Origin of the sequence: Chitinophaga rhizosphaerae, from assembly GCF_003958645.1 — a bacterium.
GTDB lineage: Bacteria > Bacteroidota > Bacteroidia > Chitinophagales > Chitinophagaceae > Chitinophaga > Chitinophaga rhizosphaerae.
Window position 1 is genome coordinate 602,758 of the sequence record NZ_RXLO01000003.1, and the last position, 19,127, is coordinate 621,884.

Below are 19,127 nucleotides of genomic sequence, written 5' to 3' on the forward strand. Positions count from 1 at the left end.
CTAAAGACGAACGACCGGAAAAAAAGGACACCCCGTCCATCAAAAAATTTTTATCGGGAAAGAAAAATCAGCGCCAGCATCCCCGCTGTCCACTCCGCATGTTGCCGCAGGTACGCCTTCACCTGCGTGGTGGCCAGGCCCAGGTGCTTTTTGACGGCCGACCGGGAAATGCCCAGCGTGGCGGCGATCTCGTCCAGCGAAAGGCCGCCCTCGGTACTCAGGAGAAACACTTCGCGCCGGCGCTCCGGCAGCCGGCTGATGGCTTCGCGGGCCAGGCGGTGATATTCGCGGTAGGCAACGGCCGACTCGGTAGGACTGTCCAGCGGAAGGTCTTTCTGTTGCAGGTTATGGATCACCTTCATCCCGGTTTTATTCCTGCGGAGAAGGTCGGTCATCCGGTTTTTCGCCATCCGGAAAAGGTAATCTTCCAGCGAGCGGACGGTGCCCAGGCTTTCGCGGCGGTCCCAGACTTTGAGGAACACGTCCTGCACGATCTCTTCCGTGTCTTCGTGCTGGCGGGTGATGAAAAAGAGGAAGCGGTAAAGGCGCGGGTAAAAATGAACGTACAGTTGGGTAAACGCATCCATATCCCCGGCAGTGGCCAGTTGCAACAAAGTGCGCTCATCGCCGGGAGAAAGGTGGTCACTGTCGGTACGTCCGGATAACATGGAAAGCAGTCTGATGATGCGGAAAGGTAGTAATATTTTGGAAACTACTCATACCCGCCCCGCATGCCCAGCAGCCGGTCGAAAATGGCTTTGGCGACGGGGCCGGGCTGGCCGTTTCCCACGGGCCGGCCATCGATATGGGTGACCGGCGTCAGGATTTTGGTGGTGCTGGTGATGAAGGCTTCCCGCGCGGTGGAAAGGGCGGAAAGGGGGAGATGGGCGGTCTGTGGACGAAGGTCTTCCATCGCCAGGACCATTTTCCGGGTTACACCTTTGAGGATTCGGTCTGCCGGCGTGACGAGCGTCCCGTTTTCTGTGACGGCCCAGAAATTGGCGCGGGGGCATTCGCGGACGGCGCCGTTTTGATGGTACAGCACATCGTCGGCTTCGTGCTCCCGGATGAAGGGTTGCAGGTAAATCGCCTGGAGGTAATCGATGGTTTTGACTTCGGGGAGCTGGCGCTGGAAGTCGTGCGTCACGAGCCTGATGCCCATGTCGAAGCTGGCGGGGTCGTAATGATAGCGGGCCAGCGTAATGAGCAGGTTCGGCGAAGCCAGCGTGTACCCGTTTTCAGAATAGCCGCCCGTCAAAGTGATGCGTATGCCTGCATTCGGCGCGCCGTTGATCTCGATCAGCTCCGCCAGCAAGCGTTTCAGCCGTTCGCGACTTACTTCCGGCGAAAGCCGCATAACCGACGCCGAATGATAAAGCCGGTCGAGATGATCTTCGAGGAACACCGGTTGCCCGGCCCTGGTGCGGAAATAATCGAAAATGCCGTAACCGCGCTGGATGGAGAGGTCGGAAATCAGGACCTTCGCTTCGCTTTCCGGCACAATGGCGCCGTTGATGATGGCATAGCTCATGGCTGCAGACGGTTGAATTTTTGGAGAATGGGTAAAACCTGCGTCAAAGGTAATGCTTCCACCGAATTGCCGTTCCGGCCTTTCATGCCGCCGGCCATGAACAGTGAATTGATGATCGCTTCTTCGGTGGCTTCTATCGCGGCCATGAACAGGGGCGACATGCCGTCGTTTTGCAGCAATGTCACCGTTTGAGTGGCGGTATTACCGTTGTGGGGGATGCGGAGCCCTTCGGCCGTGGAGAACGCGATCACATAATCGCCGCTCCCGTTAGAAGCAATGCCGCCCGTTTTTCCCAGGCCCAGCATGGCCCTTTGCGCCAGCCGCATGAGGTTCCGGTGATCGACGGGCGCATCCGTAGCCAATACGATCATGCATGATCCGTCTACATTATTCAATAACCGGTCGCTGAAATCGAATTTCCCCATCATTTTGCCAATTGGCGCCCCGTCGATTTCCAGTACGCCGCCGAAATTGGACTGCACGATCACGCCCACCGTATATCCGCCCAAACTGGCCGGCAGCTTGCGCGACGCGGTGCCGATGCCGCCCTTGAACCCGAAGCAGACCGTTCCCGTTCCCGCACCTACGTTCCCTTCTTTCACCTTTCCGGAAGCGGCGGTTCTTATGGCCGCTTCCACATCGGCGACGGACACGTGCCGGCCGCGGATATCGTTGAGGTAACCGTCGTTCGTTTCGCCTACCACCGCATTTACGGACCGGAGGTTTTCATTTCCTTTTTCCGCCATCGCCAGGCCCGCAACGGCTTGCATGGCAATGGGCACGCTGAGGGTGTTGGTGAGCACGATGGGGGTTTCGATATTGCCGAGCTCGTTTACCTGCGTGATGCCGGCCAGTTTCCCGAAGCCGTTGCCCACATAGATCGCGGCGGGGATTTTCTGCTGAAAGAGGTTCCCGGCTGCCGGTACGATAGCCGTTACGCCGGTACGGATGGAATCACCTTTTATTAAAGTGGTATGCCCCACTTTCACGCCGCGCACGTCGGTGATGGCGTTGAGCGGGCCGGGCTGCATGACGCCGATACGGATACCGGATTCCCGCGCGCGTTTGCGCTCCTGCGCAGCCAGCGCACCGGGCAGCAGCAGGGCGATAATGAACCAACTTTTGAACATGCTGCAATGATAATGATTTCGCAGGAAAGGGCGCCGCTTTAAACGGCAGCGCCCCCGTTTCCGGAGGCACACCCATTTATCAACCGGGATCGGAAGACGTTAATCGCGGCAGGGAATGAAGGTGAACATCCATTTTACCGGGTTTTGCCAGTCGCGGCCATTGAACGTGGTGACGGGCGCTTTCACTTCCACGATGTTCCAGCCCTTTTTCAGTGGCACTTTCGTGGGTGTCCGGTAAGCGTATCCTTCGTTGGTGTAAGGTGTTTCCAGGGTGATGGTTTTGCCGGCGCTTTCCCATACGGGCGGCGGGATGAGCTTGCCGTTTACGCGGATGCTGCTGCCGCGGTTGTCCCATTTACCGGCCGTGGGGGGTAAAGAAGCGTGTGAGCGGGAGAAGTCGTGGAACCCTATCCAGCAGTCGGTTTCGCCGGTGCGATCGCTCCAGATGCGGGTGGAGGCGTAGTATGTTGAATTTTCGGCAGGGGAAGACAGGGCGCCCTGCAGCTCGGGCCACCACCAATGGCGGAGGATGATCGTGCCGCCGGTCGCTGTTTGCGATGGCCTCACGCCGGTGGTGTCGAATTCCTTGCCGGGGTCGCCGTGGTTGGGGAACGGCCCGTACAACTGCCACTGCTGGGCGCTTTGCGGGAAATATCCGCACGGCAGGCCATTGAAATATTTCTTCTTGTGGTCCATAAGCCGGATTTCGAACGCCGCGAAATCCGCGGCGATCTCCGGTCCTATGGCAACTTTGATGCCCGGCGTGCCGCCGCCTTTCCAGGTGCGCTCGGCGAAGGTCAGGAGCGCGGGGTAGGCGGGGTTCATGGTCAGGACGTCTTCTTCATTGGCCACATTCCTGTCGTGCCAAAGGCAAAGTGTGGCGCCCAGTTGGGAGGTATTCCCCACGGCGGAATTGCAGAGCTGCCGCTGGTAGATGCTGGTCACGCTTTCCAGCGGGTCCATGTGGTTGATGTACAACTGTCGGGAATCGATGTATTTAACAGAACCGTCGCCCGATTCGATTTTTCCTTCCGACCATAATTGGCGGATAACGCTTTCCGGGAAATTGCCGCCGGGCATCCAGCCGATCACTTTCGTGCCGTAGCTTTCCACCAGCTTCGTCATTTCCGGCAAAAAGTTTTTGTTCGTGATCTTCACTTCGTCTGCCCCGATGTGCAGGTACGGCAGTTTATATTCTTCACAGAAATCCCGGACGATCTGTTGTAGGATCGCCATCCCCGGATCGCTTTGCATATCGTGCTCCATGGCGCGCCGGAATGCCGCACTGTGGCCGGGCATGTCGATTTCCGGCACCAGTTCGATATGGCGCAGTTTGCAGTATTCGATCAGTTCATGCAAATCCTTTTCGGAATAAAATTTCCCCTTTTGGCGGATCATGTTTTTTGCATCGGTGAGCTGCGGGTACCGTTTGAAGTGCAACCGCCAGGCCACGTCTTCCGTGAAATGGAAATGGAACACGTTCATTTTGTACCGGCTCATGACGTCGATCTGCTGCTTGAGCAGCGCCATGGGCTGATAGTTGCGGCCAACGTCTACCATGTACGACCGCCATGAAAAGGCGGGCCAGTCGCGGATCGAGCAGCCCTGAACGGATTTTCCGGTCATCAGCTGCCGGAGCGTCTGGATGGCGTAGTACATGCCTTTTTCTGTGCCAGCGGTCAGCGTGATCTTTATTTTGCCCACCTCCACCGAATAAGCTTCGTCTTCATGAACAGGCGCTTTCACGGCGTTTTTTACCAGCTCGATGTACATCCCTTGATCGGGTGGTCCCAATCTGACTCTCACCGTGCCGGCACCCGTGTTGATGATTTCCTTCTGCAACAAGTTGGCATACCGGAGCATGGTACGATCGGAGTAGCGGATCGCGCGGCATCTCCGCAGGTCGAAGTGTTCGTTGCGCCACTGCAGTTCCGCGGGTTCCGGCAGGAGCGAGGGTTTCGTGTTCTCGCTGTTCGTGATATGCGCCGGGACGGCCAGCGCTTCCGCGCCCGGGCTCAAAAGGCAAGCCAGGAGCCATACGGCGAGTGAACGGTTCATTCGGATCTTCATGGATCAGTAAGAAATAGTGGTAAAAACAATTTGCTTGTAGTCGTCATATTCAAACAGCACCCCCACTCTCCGGCGCCCGTTTTCCACGAGGTCGGAATAGGCGGTGTGGGAGTTGCGGCGCGGATTGTCGGGCCGGTTGGCGATGGGGATGTTTTTATAGTAAGACTTCCCGTCGTTGCGGCTCACGCGCAGCACGAGGTTGTTCCGCTGTGCGGTGTCGGCGTTGTTGCAAACGATCAGCCGGCGGTTGCGGGCATTCCCGACGCTCAGCACGGAACCCTGGCACACGGGGTCGGGCAATTGCCGGTCGAAGTAGGTACTGTCCCACGATTGCCCGCCATCGCTGCTTTCGGCGATAATGCGATACCGTTCGTTGCCCTGCTGGTTGCGGATATTCATCACCATCCGGTTGCCTTTCAGTTGCGCGGCCATGGCTTCGTTGCCACCGGGGAAGGTCACGGTTTCGCTGAGGTGGAAGGTTTTGCCATGGTCGTCTGAATAGTAGCCGTGGGCTTTGTAATCCCGGAAACCGGGCTGCGGTTTGCCGGCCGAGTGGTTCGCGGAAACGTAAATGCGGCCTTTGAATTTCCCATCGGCGAACTGGAGCGCGTGGCCGGGCGTATTGGCATAGCTGCGCCAGTCTTCCGGGAAATTGTACGCCGGATTTTTGCCGGGCATGTTGGGACGGTGTACTTGCGTGGTGATGTTCACCGCGTCTGACCAGGTGACGCCGCCGTCGGTGGAGGTTTTGTACCAGACTTCGCGGAGCCCTTTGCCCTTGCGCACTTCTCCTTCGTGGTTATCCCCCGTATTGTAAAAGAGGAAAATCCGGCCCTGCGGGAATGCGGGATCGGTAAGGTCCGCCACCGGCGCGGGATTGCCGGCCTGCAGGTTGTTATAGTCTACCACCGTGCGGAGCGGCCCCCAGGTTTTTCCGCCGTCTTTACTTTCCTTCAATACGATATTGATATCGCCGAAATCGCCGGCATGGTCTACACGCCCTTCGCAAAAGGCCAGCAGCTTGCCGCCGGCAGATATGATGGCGGGAATACGGTAACTTTTATGCCCTTCCTGTCCGCCGGTAAAAACCGGTGTGAAAGTTTGCGCCTGCGTTTTCCAACCTGCGAGCGCTAAAACAATAAAGAGAAAATATGCTTTGATCATGATCAATGTTTAAGGTTCGATACGGATGCGGAACGTGGATGCCGGCAAGCCGGCGGCGTTGACAAGGTTTGCGTCCGTAAAGGGCTGCCATCCGTAATATACGAAAGCAGGCTTTCCGGATGACGGGATTTCCACGGTAATTCCATGAATGGAAGCCGGCACGGGATGTGTCCCGTCCAGCGAAAACCCCTTCAGCAAGGCGCCCCCGGCCACTGCCAACCCTTCCGCCCATTTGAAATGAAGAATGATTTTTCCTTGCCGGTACTCCGCTTTTTCCACCAGCGGGCCCGACGGCACTACGTTCCCAAGCTTATAATAATAGTGGAGCGCCCAGGCGGCGAGGCGGTAGCCTACGGCGCGTTTGTTGGCCGGGTGCACGTTGTTGCGGGCGCCCACGTCGCTGGAAACGGCCATGCCGGTGTTGGGCGTAAATTGCAGTATACGGCGTTGTTCGTCGCGGAATTGCGGCCACAATTTGGAGCGATAACCGGAACTGTCTATCGAGGACAGCTGTACGAAATAGCAGGGAACCCCGGGCCAGTGGGCCCTGTAAGCCCGCAGCATCGCATCGAACAACCGGCTGTATTCCGCCACCCTTGCGGTTTCCTGTGCGTTGGTCTCGCCCTGGTAGAAGAGGATCCCTGCCACGGGGTTGCCCGTCAGTCCCCGCAATCCCTTATCGAACGCAAACCCGGGTTTATAACCATGCGCAGGGCCATCGGCGCTCGCATCATCGCCCCGGTTCTGCCGCCCGCGCTCCCTCGACCAATCCGGCAATTCGGGATTATAGAGCCAATTGCCCCGCACCTTGCGCGCAAATGCGCTGTCGGCCAGCAGGGCTTCTTTCGGCACGAACGTTTCCAGGGGAGCGCCGCCGATGGCGAGTTGGACCAGGCCAATGGGAACGCCCGCCGATGCCGTCACTTTCTCCGCGAAATAATACGCCACTGCGCTCATGTCTGCGAGGGAAGCGGAATCACAGCGTTGCCATGCGCCGGTATAAAACACGCCGTTGTCGATGCGCTGTACAAGACTGCCGGAGAAATGCTGGTTATAAATCCCTTTCCCCACATACCCCGGATTGTACCAGCGGACCGGCCCGCGCGTGATATTCCGGCGCGCTTCGGCATAATGCGCTTCGTTGCGCATGGGAAATTCCATGTTCGATTGGCCCAGGCAAAGCCAGACGTCGCCGACAAGGAGGTCTTTCAGGATAAGGGTGTCCTTTCCCGCCGAGACGCGCATATCCGACGGATATGCATTCGCTTTCAGCGGCCCGATGCGGATTTGCCAGCTGCTGTCTTTCGCGGCGCGTGCGGATACGGATTTTCCGGAGAAGGAAAGCTGTACGGTTGCACCGGGCGTGGCTTTCCCGCTGATGGAAACGGGTTTCCCGCGCTGAATCACCATATGGTCCATCCATTGCGGGCTAATTTTTATCTGTCCGAAAGCCGTTACCGGTAACGTTATCAGCCATGCGATGCTCCTGACCATACGGCGTTCTTTTGCAGGTGATCGTTCAGGATTTGCATGCAATACCATTCCTGCCGCGGCAAATGGAACGGACCTTTGAACAGGTTGCCCTTGGCCGTTTGCGCGATGCTGCCGTCGCGGTGAAGGTAGCCGTACCATTCGCCGTTCTCTTTGTCATGGAATCGGGTGTAGGAATAGTCGTGTACCATCCGGTGCCATTCGGCGTATTTGGGATTGCCGGTTACGAGGTAGGCGAGGAGCGTGGCGATGATGGCTTCGTTGTGGGGCCACCAGAACTTCATGTCCTGCCAGTATTCCTGTACGGGTTTGTTGTAGACGTCGCGGAAATAGAGGATGCCGCCGTGCTGCTGGTCCCATCCGCGTTCCCACATATAATCGAGCATGCGGCAGCCGAGGTGGATGAGCCGGGGATCGTTGCCGCGATGCACCGCTTCGTGCAGGATGAACCACGCGCCTTCGATGGCGTGCCCGGGGTTGAGGGTGCGCCCGTCGATATGATCGATGATGCTCCCGTCCGGCGCCACCTGTTCCATTACGCAGCGGATATCGTCTTTCACGAAATATTTTTCTATCTCATCGATCCATTGGCCGATCAGCGCATCGCACCGGGGATCGCCTATGGTGTCGCGGAGTTGCTGGGCCGTGTTGAGCATGATCATGGGAACGCCGATCCCCCTGGCCGGGCGCGTGGGTTCGAATTTCGGTTCGAGGAGGCCCGGTGTGGTGGCGTATTCCACGCATTTGCCGAACAGCTCCCGCGCGCGGGTGGCTGCTTCTTCGCTTCCGGTAGCCCTCGCATACCCCGCCATGGCGATCACGGCGAAGGTTTCGGAGAAGAAATAACGGCGCTTGCGGATGGGTGCGCCGTTGCGCGCTACGTGGAAAAACATCCGCCCGTCGGTATCGAAACAATGCCGGTTGAGGAAATCGTATCCCAGCTTCGCGCCTTCCAGCCATTCAGGGCTCTGCACTACGGAATTGTAGAGGGTCGACAGTAGCCAGGTAGCCCGTCCCTGGATCCAGACGGCCTTGTCGTCGTCTATGAGCTGGCCGCCGGCATCGCGCATGAGGAGGAAACCGCCATGCTCGTGGTCGTACGACCGCGGGAACCAGAACGGAACGGTATCGTTCAGCAGTTGGCCGGTATAGAAGTCGCGCAGCGTTTCGAGTTCGGGAAAAGAATATTGCATAAGTCGTTATTTTTTTATCGATAAATGGTTAAACCGGATAAGTTTTGTGTTTTCGGAAAAAGCACGCTCCAGCCGTATCCGGCTATCACGCAGGATGCGAGCCCCGTGAAGGCATACATCAGCAGGTGCATGTCGGTGAATTGCAGTAGTACGACCTGTATCGCCGCACTGGCCACGAATCCCGCTACGGCGCCGGCATCTGTGGCGCGGCGGGTGAAGATCCCCAGCACGAAGAGCCCGCCCACCCCGCCGGTAAACAGGCCGAGGATGAGGTTGAACTGGTCCCACAGCGATGTGGCGCCATGTTCCGCCATCGACCAGGCGATCCCCGTTCCCGCGAGCCCCACGATCAGTGTGGTGAGCTTCGCGGAACGGAGATAGAATTTATCGGCCTTACCGGGTTGCAGGCGCCGGAGAAAATCATTCACGAATACCGTGGAAACCCCGTTCAGACTGCCGTTCAGGCTGCCCATGGCGGCGGCGAAGATGGCGGTGATCACCAGTCCTGCCACGCCGGCGGGCAATTGCGTCACGATGTACCAGGGGAAAATGGTGTCCTGAGCATCCAGCGCCATATTGACCTGCCCGGGATGATCGCGGTAAAACAAAAAGAGTAGCGTGCCGATGGCGAAAAAGATGATGGTAGACGGAAGCGTGAGCCAGGCGCCGAGCCTGAGGCTGCGAACGGCCGTCTGCTCGTCGGGCGTGGTCAGGTAGCGTTGTACCACGGTCTGATCGCAGCCGTACTGGATGAGATTGAGCGTGAACCCGCCGATGATCACGACCCAGAATGTGGCGGACGTAAAATCGAACCGGAAATCGAACAGCTTCAGTTTGTCGTATTGCGCGAGCGACTGCGAAACCGCTGCCCCGTCGCTGGTGAGCGACATCGGGATGAGGATCAGCGCCAGCACCGCGCCGGCCAGCAAAATGATCACCTGGACCACTTCCGTCCAGATCACCGCCTCGATGCCGCCGAGCACGGTGTAAAACAGGCTCACGGCGCCCATGAGGAGAATGCTCAGTTTAACGTCGATGCCGGTTACGACAGACAGGGCGATGGCCGGCAGCAGGATCACGATGCCCATCCGCCCGAGCTGCAATAAAATGTACATGCCCGCAGAAACGGAGCGCACGGCGTAGCTGAACCGTTTTTCCAGGTATTCGTAAGACGATGTAACCCCCAGCCTGCGGTAATACGGTATGAAAAAGCGCACCACCAACGGCATGCAGAAAATGATGGTCATGAGGAGGAAGAAGTACGTCCAGTCGGTGGCATAGGTTTTCGCGGGAATGCCGATGAATGTAATGGCGCTCAGTTTGGCGCCGAAAATACTGAGGCCGGTCGCCCACCCGGGGATTTTTTCGCCGCCTTTGAAATAGTCGGCGGTGGAATGCTGGTGCCGCGACGTCCACAGCCCTATGATCACCATCCCGATGAAATACAGCGCCAGTACGATGTAGTCGGTAGTGGAGAAGAAAGACGGTTTGCTGATGGAACCCCGCAGCACGTCAACGGTCCGGGTTCCGGGGCGCACCTCGCCGCTGGGGATGTAAATGTCGCCGTTCCATTTCACGGCCGTGGCGGTAACCGGCGCGGCATGGGGAAGCTGGCCGGTAACGGTCCAGGTGTCGGTAATGGTATTGTATAAAAGAACGTCGGTATTGAAACCGGGATGGTTGTTGAGGATGCGCAGTTTTTCTTCCGTCAGTTCCGATTTGGCTTCGCCGTTTGCCCGGGCGATTTGTGCGTTGAGAGATTCGATCCGGTGGAAGATATTGCCCTTGTCGCCGCCGGCTACCAGGATGTAACTGGCGCCCGTGGCCACTGCCGTGGCGGCGGAAAGAGGGGTGATGCCTTTTTGGTCGTGGATGTGCGCGATGGGCGACCAGCGGTCGGCAGCGGGGTCGTACCGCCAGGCCGCGGCGCTCAGTTCGCTGATGCCGGAATCGGTGCGGGCGCGGCCGCCGATGAGGAATAGCTGTGTTTTGGACCCATTAGACTGTGCAACCAGTACGCTGTGGGAAAGCGGTTTGGGGATAGGTGAAAGCCGTTTCCATACGGGAGCGGCGGAGGAAAGGTCGATGGAAAGGAAAGCGTCGGAAACGCGTTCGCTGTTTTCGCCGCCGGCCACGAATACGGTGGAGCCGATGGCGGTGGCCGAAGCGTTGGTTAGCGGGAAAGGCAGGGACGGCAGGTTTTTCACGACTATGCGCTCCTGCCATTGGAGGAGGAACGCCTGCGCGAGGGGGCCGCCGGCATTTTCACCGCCGATGCACACTACGCCGCCAGGCACGGTGGCACTGGCGCCATAGGCGACAGACCGGCCAAACGGGAAGGTGGACACCGTGTCGCCGCGCAGTACGTAGACTTCGTTGCGGTAGGTTTTGGTGCCTCCGGCCCAGGGTTTGGCGTCGGGGAAATTGGCGCCGCCGGCCAGGAGCAGCACATTGTTGTGTACGCCCGTGAAGGCACCCGCAACGCCAGGTTGCGGGGCGCCATCGGGCAGTGCAGGCAGTTTGGCGGCAACATCCCACCGGATATGGTTCGGTTGTTGCGCGTTGCCTTTATTGATCCAGGAAAAAAACAGGCTTGCTGTCAGCATGAACGGGATGTCTCGGATGAATCGCATGTTATTCAGGAATGAGTCTTGGCCGCCGGCCGGGATTTAAATTGATCGAACCCTAACGCGGCAACGTCTTCTTTGAACAGTTCGAACTGCGCGCCGCTCATGTTGGTAACCGGAAGACGGAATTCCCCGCAATCCAGCCCGATCAGTTTCATATACGCCTTTCCGGTAGCGATGCCGCCGTATTTGCCGAGCAGGCGGATCATGTTGATCGACTGCTGTTGCAATTGCGCGGCTTTATCCAGCTCACCGTTTTCGAAGGCTTCCGTCAACTGGTGATACAGCGGCGCTGCATAGTTGAACGTACTGCCCACGGCCCCTTTGGCGCCGATAGCGAGCGCCGGCAGCATGTTCTCGTCGCGGCCCCAGAGCATGTCGTACTTACCGGATTTGAAATTCCGGCAGGAGAGGAAGTCCATGAAATCCTCGTGCGTGTACTTCACCCCGGCGAAGTTGGGGATCTTCCCGTCTACGGCCTGGAGCAGGTCGTACATCGGGAAATAGACGCCGTTCAGCACGGGGATGTGGTAGTAGTAGAACGGCATGTCGGGCACTACGGCGGCCAGTTCGGCGCAGCAATGGGCGAGGGCTTCCACGCTGGCGGGCTTGAAGTAGAACGGTGCGGTGAACGATACGGCGTAAATGCCTGCGTTTCTTGCGTGCAGCGCCAGTTCCCTGCAGTCGGCGAGGCAGGTGCCGCCGAGCAGGAGCATTACTTTGAAACCGGCATCGCCCCGGGTACATTCGGCCCAGGCCGTGGTCACGGTTTTCTTTTCGGCGACGGTCATGGAAACGCCCTCGCCGGTGGAGCCGCAGATGAAAGCGCCTTTAACGCCGTTGGCTTTCAACAGGCGGTAATACTCCGGGATCAGTTTCGTGTTAAGTGCTCCGGCCTCGTTCATGGGCGTAAAGGGAGCGGCAATCAGTCCTTGCAAATGTTTCATGCGCTTCAGAATCGTTGATGATGGATATTGGGTTATTGTGGTTTGGCGGTCATGTATCCGGGCGTCTGGTCCACGAGCGGATCGTTCGTCCAGATAGCGGGCTCCACGGGCCAGAGGACCTTATATCCCTGGGTGGCTTTATCGAGCACGCCGAAAGGATGCGTGACGGATTTGAAGACCATGGGCTGGCCCGCCACCTGCATGCGGCGCAGATCGTACCAGCGTTTGCCTTCGAACACGAATTCCTTGCTCCGCTCCCGGAAAATCGCCAGTTCATTGGCGTCTTTGCCGCCATTCACGAAAGGCGCGGGATCGTTGCCCGGCCCGTAAGCCCTGTCGCGGATGGCTTTGATGTAAACCGTGGGGTCCTGCCCCTGGGCATTGGCGATCTCGGCGAGCATGAGCTGCCGGTCGGCCTCGCGGTATACCGGCCAGTCGTCGGAGAAATAGCGCTTGTTGGCGTCGATGACGCCGAGGAACTTCACCAGGGCGGTGTTGCGGACGGTCACCACATAGGGCGTGGTGCTGGTAGTTACTTTATAATAATTATAGAAGGTGGCGTTGCGCCGCGTATCTGTCACATCGTACGACTGGTATAGCTCGAACGTATACCGGTACCGCTGTATCACCTGGAGGGAATTCACATCCGCGATCTTCAGCGGGTCTACTAGGAAATTGCCCACACCTTCACTCACGAGCGAGTCCTTATAATGCAGCCCGTTGAAGTTGAATGTCGAATACAGGTGAGACGCGACGCTCATTTCCGATTCGGCCACCCGGTAACGGATGGCGAAGATGATTTCCGCATTCCCCTTGTTGTTGTAGGCGAACACGCTGGCGAACGAAGGCAGCAGCTGGTAGCCGCCAATGGCGGTGAGGGCGGTTTTCGCTTCGGCCAGATCGGCGGTGTTGCCGTATACTTTGGCAGACCAGAGGAAGACCTCGCCTTTTAGCATCCTGGCCGCATCGGGCGTGAACTGGGTTTTATCTGCGGAAGCCGAAGTGCCGAAGAATTGCATCGCCTGGTTGATGTCGCTTTTCACGAGGGCCAGCACATCCGCTTCGGAGGCTCTCGCCTTGCGCAGCAGCACAACGTCGGTGGTGCCGTTGAGGACTTCCGGTTCGGTGCGGATGGGCACGCCGCCGTATGTGCGCAGCAGCTGGAAATAATACCACGCCCGCATGGCATAGGCCTGTCCGAGGAGGTAATTTTTCTTTTCGGAGGACAGGAAACCCGATTCGTTGGCTTTCTGGATAAAGAGGTTGAGCTGGAGGATCGGTGCGTAAAATCCGGCCCATCCCGTAATACCCGCAGAATTCTCCTCGATCCGCTGTTCGATGACCTGGAGCTCGTTGAGAGAGGTGTTCTGCACGTCTACGTTGCTCATACCGCCGCCGCGCATTTCGCCCAAACGGTAAAACATGAACTGGTTATCCCGGAACTGTTTGTGCAGCCCCACCATGAAATTGACGACCTGTGTTTCGTTCTTCCAGAAGTTGCCGTCACCGAAATAGTCTTCGGGCGACAGTTCCAGCGTTTTTTGACAGGAGGCGAAGAGTACCGTTACGATCAGCGCCTTCGCGAAATATGTAAGTTTTTTCATTTCGGAATTTTTTTTGGATGGATTAGAAAGTAAGGTTGGCACCGAATACGAGTTGCGTAGGGATGGTGTAGGCACTGTTCTGCGAACCGGTGCGCTCGGGCAGTTTCAGCTGGCTGTTGGTGATGTAGCCGAGGTTCTGGCCGGTTACAGTGAGGGTAAGCCCCGTGATCCGTGCAGGTTTCAGCAGGCTGGCAGGCAGGCTGTAGCTGAGGGAAACGTCGCGGAAGCAGAGGTAGCTGGAATTCACCCAGAACATGCTGCTGGGCCGGTCGTAATTCTTGGTGTTCAGTTGGTCGGCCCAGGTGTAGCGGGGATATTTGGCATCGGGGTTCTCCGGCGTCCAGGTGTCTTTCACCGCGGTAGTGGCGTTGAACTCGCCCTGGAAGCTCCCGAGCGACCACATCTGCATAAAGTCCTGCTGGATATGGCCCAGCGCAAAGTCCACACGGGCGAACAGGCGGAAGTTCTTCCAGTTTACGGTGGTGTTTATGCCGCCGGTCCAGCGGGGAACGGAGCGCCCGAGCCTGCGCATATCCCGGTAATCGATCGTATCGTTTTTATCGAAATCGTGCCACATCATGTCTCCCAGTTTGGTGCTGATGTGGTTGGTGAGCCCTTTTTCGGTGATGAGCTGCTGGCTGGCCACGCGCTTACCGGCGGCGGAGCCGTATTGCGTTTCGCCCGCTGCGATGTCGATCTTGTTGTAGGATGCGAGGTCTTTATCGTTACGGATGATCCCGTCGCTCACGAATCCATATACGTCGCCCCATTCCATTCCTTCCTGCAATCCGCCTACCCAAACGAGCCCGCCGGTAGCCGGATCGTAGACTTGCTGGCCGCCCTGGCGGTTTTTATCATTGCCGTTGAACGGGAGCTTCACGATGGTGTTTTTGTTCCAGCTGGCGTTGGCGGCCACGGTCCAGTTCAGGTCTTTTTTCTGGATCACTTTTCCGCTCACTTCCATCTCGAACCCACGGTTGCGCATGCTGCCGTTGTTGGTGCGGATGGAGGAAATGCCGGAGGAAGTAGGCAGCAGGATGTTGGCGATCTTGTCGGTCGTTAACCTGTTGTAATATGCGAACGACGCGGTGATGCGGTTATTAAGGAACCCGAGCTCCGTTCCCACTTCCACTGTTTTCGACTTTTCCCATTTCAGTTTCGGATTGGCGATGCCGGTTTGCAGGTAGCCGGTAACGCCATTGTAGGGCGTCTGCGTACCATACGAGCCCTGGAGCTCATAAATCCCGATGGCGTTAGCCGTTCCGATGCCGATATTGCCGTTCATGCCCCAGCTGGCGCGGAGTTTCAGGAACGAAAGCCAATCTTTCACGCCGCTCATGAAATCTTCCTCGTGCGCAAGCCAGCCCACGGAGAACGCGGGGAAGGTACCATACTGGTTGCCGCCGATGAGGCGGGAATATCCATCGCGGCGCACGGTGAAAGTGGCGAGGTATTTTCCGTTGTAGTCGTACATCAGGTTGCCGATGCCCGACATGATCCTTTCGCGGTTGTGCCAGGAATCGGTGCCGCGGGTTTGGGTAAGGTTGTTGTTAAGGGTAAGGCCCAGGTCCATGAAATCGTCTGTGGGCGCGAGCCTTCCGCTGGCGGACACGCCTTTGTTGTAGGCATCGTAATATTCGAAACCGGCCATGGCGTCGAGAGTATGCCTGCCGAACGATCCTTTGTAGTTGAGCGTGGCATTGTACGTCTGGCGGATGGTGCGGTCGAAGCCGGCGGTGCTGGAGCGGTCGCGGTTCCAGCCGGTGTTTGGATTGGTGAGGCTCTGGAGACCGGTACGGAAATCCTTGTTGAAGGTTTCGTCGAAACCTTCGTCGTACATGAGGATGGCGCGCACACGGCCGTAGAGTTGTTGTGTGAAATCGATCTTCAGCGCCTGGCTGAGGGTAAATTTATCGGTCTGGAACTTGCGGATGTATTTGTCGGCATTGATGACGGGGTTGCCGTCGCTGGCGTCTCTTCCGAGGATGAGGTCGCCTTTCGCGTTGGTGCCGCGCATGGTGGGCGGGGCGGAGAGCATGCGGCCCCAGTAGTTGGCTTCGCCGTTGTTCAGGCTCTGATCGCGCCAGTTGGCCATGGTGTACTGGAGGCCTGTTTCGGAGGTTAGCCAGTCACGGATTTTGTAATCGCCGATGCCCGTAAAGGAGATGCGTTTGTAGAAAACGTTGATGGGCAGGCCTTCTTCGTCGTAGTAGCCGATGTTGGCGTAGTATTTTCCGCGGTCGTTGCCGCCGCTCATGCCCACGTTGTAATCCTGGGTTTTGGCGGGCGATTTGAAGGCGTAGTCGCCGTAATTGAAGTTCTTGTACAACAGTTGTGCGTTGGTGCCGTTGGCGTCGTATTCGCCGGCGGCATTCGTTTTCACGGCGTCGGTCATCACTTGCCAGCCGTCGTTGGTATTGAGCAGTTCGCGGTTGGCGTCTGTGAGGCGCATGGTGGACCATATTGCGCGGGAGTCGTAATTGCCGTCGAGGATGTTGCCCTGGGCGTCTTTATAGAGGTTCCCGGTGCCGCGGGGGCCAACGGCTGCGAGGGCGGAGGGGGCGAGGGTGCCGTTTTTGATGGCTTCCACCACGCCGAGGCGCGTCCAGCGGATATATTCTTCCGCGTTCAGGAATTCGTAAGGCGAGTTGAGGTAGCTATAACCGCGTTTGGCGTTGAGGCTGATGGAAGCGTTGCCGGCCTTGCCGCGTTTGGAGGTGATGAGCACTACGCCGTTGGAGGCGCGCGCGCCGTAAATAGCGGTGGCCGATGCGTCTTTGAGGACTTCGACGGAGGCGATATCGTCCGGGTTGATGTCGCTCATGGAGCCGCGGACCTGTCCGTCGATAATAATTAAAGGACTGCCGGATCCGTCGAAGTTGGTGCCGCCGCGGAGCACGATGCCGGGCAGGGCGCCGGGTCTTCCGGAGCCGGTGGCCACGCGAACGCCGGGGATGGTGCCGGCGAGGGCCTGGGTGGGGTTGGAGCGGAGACCGGTTTCGAGGATGTTGTTGTCGAGTTTGGCGATGCTGGATGTGAGTTTGGACCGTTTGGCGCTGCCATAGCCGGTTATGACAACTTCGTCCATTTTGGAAGCGGCGGAGGTGAGGACGATGTTGATGTGGCGGTTCTGGCCGACGGGAATTTCCTGCGGGGAGAATCCGATGTAGGAAACGGAGAGCAGGTCTCCGGGTTGCGCATCGATGGAGAAATCGCCTTTCGTGTTGGATTGAACGGCTTTCTTTTTGGCTTTGATGACGATGGTGACCCCGATAAGCGGGGTGTTATCGTCTCCGGAGATGACCCTTCCGGTGAGGGGGCCGGATTGTGACCGGGCGGAGATGGAGAGGAGGAGGCTGGTCAGGAAGACGAGGCCCCGTAAGCACGCGAATTTCATAATGGAAAGGAATTTTGGTTGTATTATGTATAACATAACAAAAGTAATCAAATCCCGGAAGAAGCCAATTTTAAATCTGGATTTCGGGTTGCGTTAACAAAAAATCAAGAAGGTTTCATGATAAGATATTGATATACAGGTAGAACAGTTAAAATATTGTAATCGATCGTTTGGCGAAGATTTACAATGACAATTCCTATATTTGCCTTATAAGTAATACATATTTATGAACCTGGTCGATATAAAGGACAGTTTAAAGACGGTGGATACCAGTTCGTTGGTAGACAAGGTGGAGGCTAACCTGGTGGCGTTGTTACAGGATCGGAAGCTGAAAGTGGGGGATTCGATCCCCAAGGAGCTGGAACTGGCCGAGGCACTGGGCGTGAGCCGCACGGTGGTACGAGAAGCCCTGCTGCGCCTGCGCATGATGGGACTGATCGAGTCCAAAAAGAAGAAGGGCGCGGTGATCACCAGCCCCGATATCCTGGACATCATGGGCAAAAGCATGAATCCCTACATTCTGAGTGAGGAAACGCTCAAGGATATTTTCGAGATACGTTTGGTGCTGGAGATCGGTATGGCGGATTTGCTGTTTCAGAACCTTCGTCCACAGGATATCGAAGACCTCAATAACATCGTCAACAACGAGCCCGCGAACGTGGGGGAGAACCATATTTTCAACATCAGCCACGAGATCGCTTTCCACGGGAAGTTGTATGAGATCACGGGGAATGCTACGCTGAAGAAGTTCCAGAAAATGCTGTTGCCAGTGTTCGATTATGTGCATCACAGCGGGCTGCTCGGTAAGCAGTCTGCCGTCCGGAATTTCGTCAGCCACAAGGGTTTGGTGGATATCCTGCAAAACGGTTCCCCGGAGCTTTTCCGCAATGCGATGCGCAATCACCTGGAGAATCATTTTGCCCGGCTTTTCGATTGATGACAATTTTCTGAAAAAAAATTGGTCAATTAAAAATTAAATCTTTTCTTTGCTGCCCCGAAAGGGGAAATGGATCGGTAGTTCAGTCGGTTAGAATGCCGCCCTGTCACGGCGGAGGTCGCGGGTTCGAGTCCCGTCCGGTCCGCAGAAGGGGACAAATCATGTAAAAAATGATTGTCCCCTTTTTCGTTTTTGGCTACTTCCCGCTGTAGTTGGGCGATTCGGACGAATAGGGGATTGATGTTTTCGGTTCGATGACCCTTTTTTTTCGGTCGTAGAAAATTCCGGTGGGGAAGATGAGTTTTTGCAGTTTTTCCTGTTGGTCGATTTCGCAGGAGAGCCATGTGGTAGCCAGTCTTGACCTAAATGCTTCTCAAAAGCGTTTATTATCATTCTTAAAAGCTTTGGCTCATCGATTTGAATTTCAAGCCTCTCCTTCTTTCTTTCTTTCTCCAAATCGACTTAATTCAATAAATAGGGTTTTAAATTTTATATCATCAATTATCCCCAAATCTTTGCCCGGTATATAATCGCTTGTTTTGAGACTTTCCAATGCAACTTAAGATCACTTAAACGACTATATGTAAGTGGTCTAAATGTATACTTTGCCTGCTCTGCTGGGATTAAAAAGGCTCCTGCGAATCTATCCGCTTAAAGCATGGGTTGGTGGTTGTCACTGTTATTTATACTTTATTGAGAGCATGGCATTATCATAAAGTTGTTTCTTTTCAGGGGAGACGTTAAAATAGCCATAAAGCAATCCTTTGTATTTTACTTCTCGCCAATAATATCCCTTCTCATCAATGCCACTTAGTATAATACTGTCTGATAAAAATTTTCTGCTGTATGCTCCGTTCTGCAATCGGATTAATCTTTCATTAACTGTAGTATTTCCGCTTGCATCTGAAATGTAAATTAATGAAGAATCCGGGTACCAGTACCGATGTTCTTGGCCTTCACCTCCTGTAGAAATTTTAGTTAAACTAAATTCATTAGGAACTTGCATTGTCATTGTATGACTTTTCATTCCCTCAAA

General features: G+C 56.4%; 13 protein-coding genes, 1 tRNA gene and 1 pseudogene. 2 read left to right on the forward strand and 13 right to left on the reverse strand.

What is annotated here, in order from left to right:
• Positions 1-50: 50 nt before the first annotated feature.
• The 11 genes from EJ361_RS09535 to EJ361_RS09585 all read right to left on the reverse strand — a co-directional run bounded on the left by EJ361_RS09535 (position 51) and on the right by EJ361_RS09585 (position 17,154).
• On the reverse strand, positions 51-668 hold the full coding sequence (locus tag EJ361_RS09535; RefSeq protein WP_126245251.1) for an RNA polymerase sigma factor: 618 nt from the start codon (positions 666-668) through the stop codon (positions 51-53).
• 44 nt (positions 669-712) lie between these two features.
• On the reverse strand, positions 713-1,531 hold the full coding sequence (locus tag EJ361_RS09540) for an aminotransferase class IV (RefSeq protein ID WP_126245253.1): 819 nt from the start codon (positions 1,529-1,531) through the stop codon (positions 713-715).
• Complete coding sequence (locus tag EJ361_RS09545; RefSeq protein ID WP_126245255.1) at positions 1,528-2,661, reverse strand: DmpA family aminopeptidase; 1,134 nt, start codon at positions 2,659-2,661, stop codon at positions 1,528-1,530. The genes EJ361_RS09540 and EJ361_RS09545 overlap by 4 nt, the downstream gene beginning before the upstream one ends.
• Before the next feature lie 99 nt (positions 2,662-2,760).
• Positions 2,761-4,731 (reverse strand): family 20 glycosylhydrolase, encoded by a 1,971-nt coding sequence (locus EJ361_RS09550; protein ID WP_126245257.1) that lies wholly within the window; start codon positions 4,729-4,731, stop codon positions 2,761-2,763.
• A 3-nt stretch (positions 4,732-4,734) separates the two neighbouring features.
• The gene (locus EJ361_RS09555; RefSeq protein ID WP_126245259.1) at positions 4,735-5,895 is read right to left on the reverse strand and encodes a sialidase family protein; all 1,161 of its coding nucleotides are present in this window, start codon (positions 5,893-5,895) and stop codon (positions 4,735-4,737) included.
• A 9-nt stretch (positions 5,896-5,904) separates the two neighbouring features.
• Positions 5,905-7,389, reverse strand: a complete 1,485-nt coding sequence (locus EJ361_RS09560) for a sialate O-acetylesterase (RefSeq protein ID WP_164714153.1) — start codon at positions 7,387-7,389, stop codon at positions 5,905-5,907.
• Positions 7,365-8,579 (reverse strand): AGE family epimerase/isomerase, encoded by a 1,215-nt coding sequence (locus EJ361_RS09565; protein ID WP_126245263.1) that lies wholly within the window; start codon positions 8,577-8,579, stop codon positions 7,365-7,367. Before EJ361_RS09565 ends, EJ361_RS09560 begins: the two co-directional genes overlap by 25 nt.
• Before the next feature lie 14 nt (positions 8,580-8,593).
• Positions 8,594-11,212 (reverse strand): sodium:solute symporter family transporter, encoded by a 2,619-nt coding sequence (locus tag EJ361_RS09570; protein ID WP_205686971.1) that lies wholly within the window; start codon positions 11,210-11,212, stop codon positions 8,594-8,596.
• Positions 11,213-11,217: 5 nt separating this feature from the next.
• Positions 11,218-12,153 (reverse strand): dihydrodipicolinate synthase family protein, encoded by a 936-nt coding sequence (locus EJ361_RS09575; RefSeq protein ID WP_126245265.1) that lies wholly within the window; start codon positions 12,151-12,153, stop codon positions 11,218-11,220.
• A 32-nt stretch (positions 12,154-12,185) separates the two neighbouring features.
• Positions 12,186-13,757, reverse strand: coding sequence for a RagB/SusD family nutrient uptake outer membrane protein (locus tag EJ361_RS09580; RefSeq protein WP_126245267.1), 1,572 nt, complete (start codon positions 13,755-13,757; stop codon positions 12,186-12,188).
• A gap of 22 nt (positions 13,758-13,779) precedes the next feature.
• Positions 13,780-17,154, reverse strand: coding sequence for a SusC/RagA family TonB-linked outer membrane protein (locus EJ361_RS09585; protein ID WP_126245269.1), 3,375 nt, complete (start codon positions 17,152-17,154; stop codon positions 13,780-13,782).
• A 226-nt stretch (positions 17,155-17,380) separates the two neighbouring features.
• On the opposite strand from EJ361_RS09585, the gene EJ361_RS09590 reads away from it, so the two are divergent.
• Both EJ361_RS09590 and EJ361_RS09595 read left to right on the forward strand, forming a co-directional pair.
• Positions 17,381-18,091, forward strand: coding sequence for a FadR/GntR family transcriptional regulator (locus EJ361_RS09590; RefSeq protein WP_126245271.1), 711 nt, complete (start codon positions 17,381-17,383; stop codon positions 18,089-18,091).
• Between the two features lie 71 nt (positions 18,092-18,162).
• Positions 18,163-18,236: transfer RNA gene (locus EJ361_RS09595), tRNA-Asp, on the forward strand.
• 356 nt (positions 18,237-18,592) lie between these two features.
• On the opposite strand, the pseudogene EJ361_RS26135 reads toward EJ361_RS09595, so the two are convergent.
• Positions 18,593-18,730: pseudogene (locus EJ361_RS26135) on the reverse strand (ImmA/IrrE family metallo-endopeptidase); the annotation flags it as partial.
• 40 nt (positions 18,731-18,770) lie between these two features.
• Complete coding sequence (locus tag EJ361_RS09605; protein ID WP_164714154.1) at positions 18,771-19,103, reverse strand: hypothetical protein; 333 nt, start codon at positions 19,101-19,103, stop codon at positions 18,771-18,773.
• Positions 19,104-19,127 lie beyond the last annotated feature (24 nt).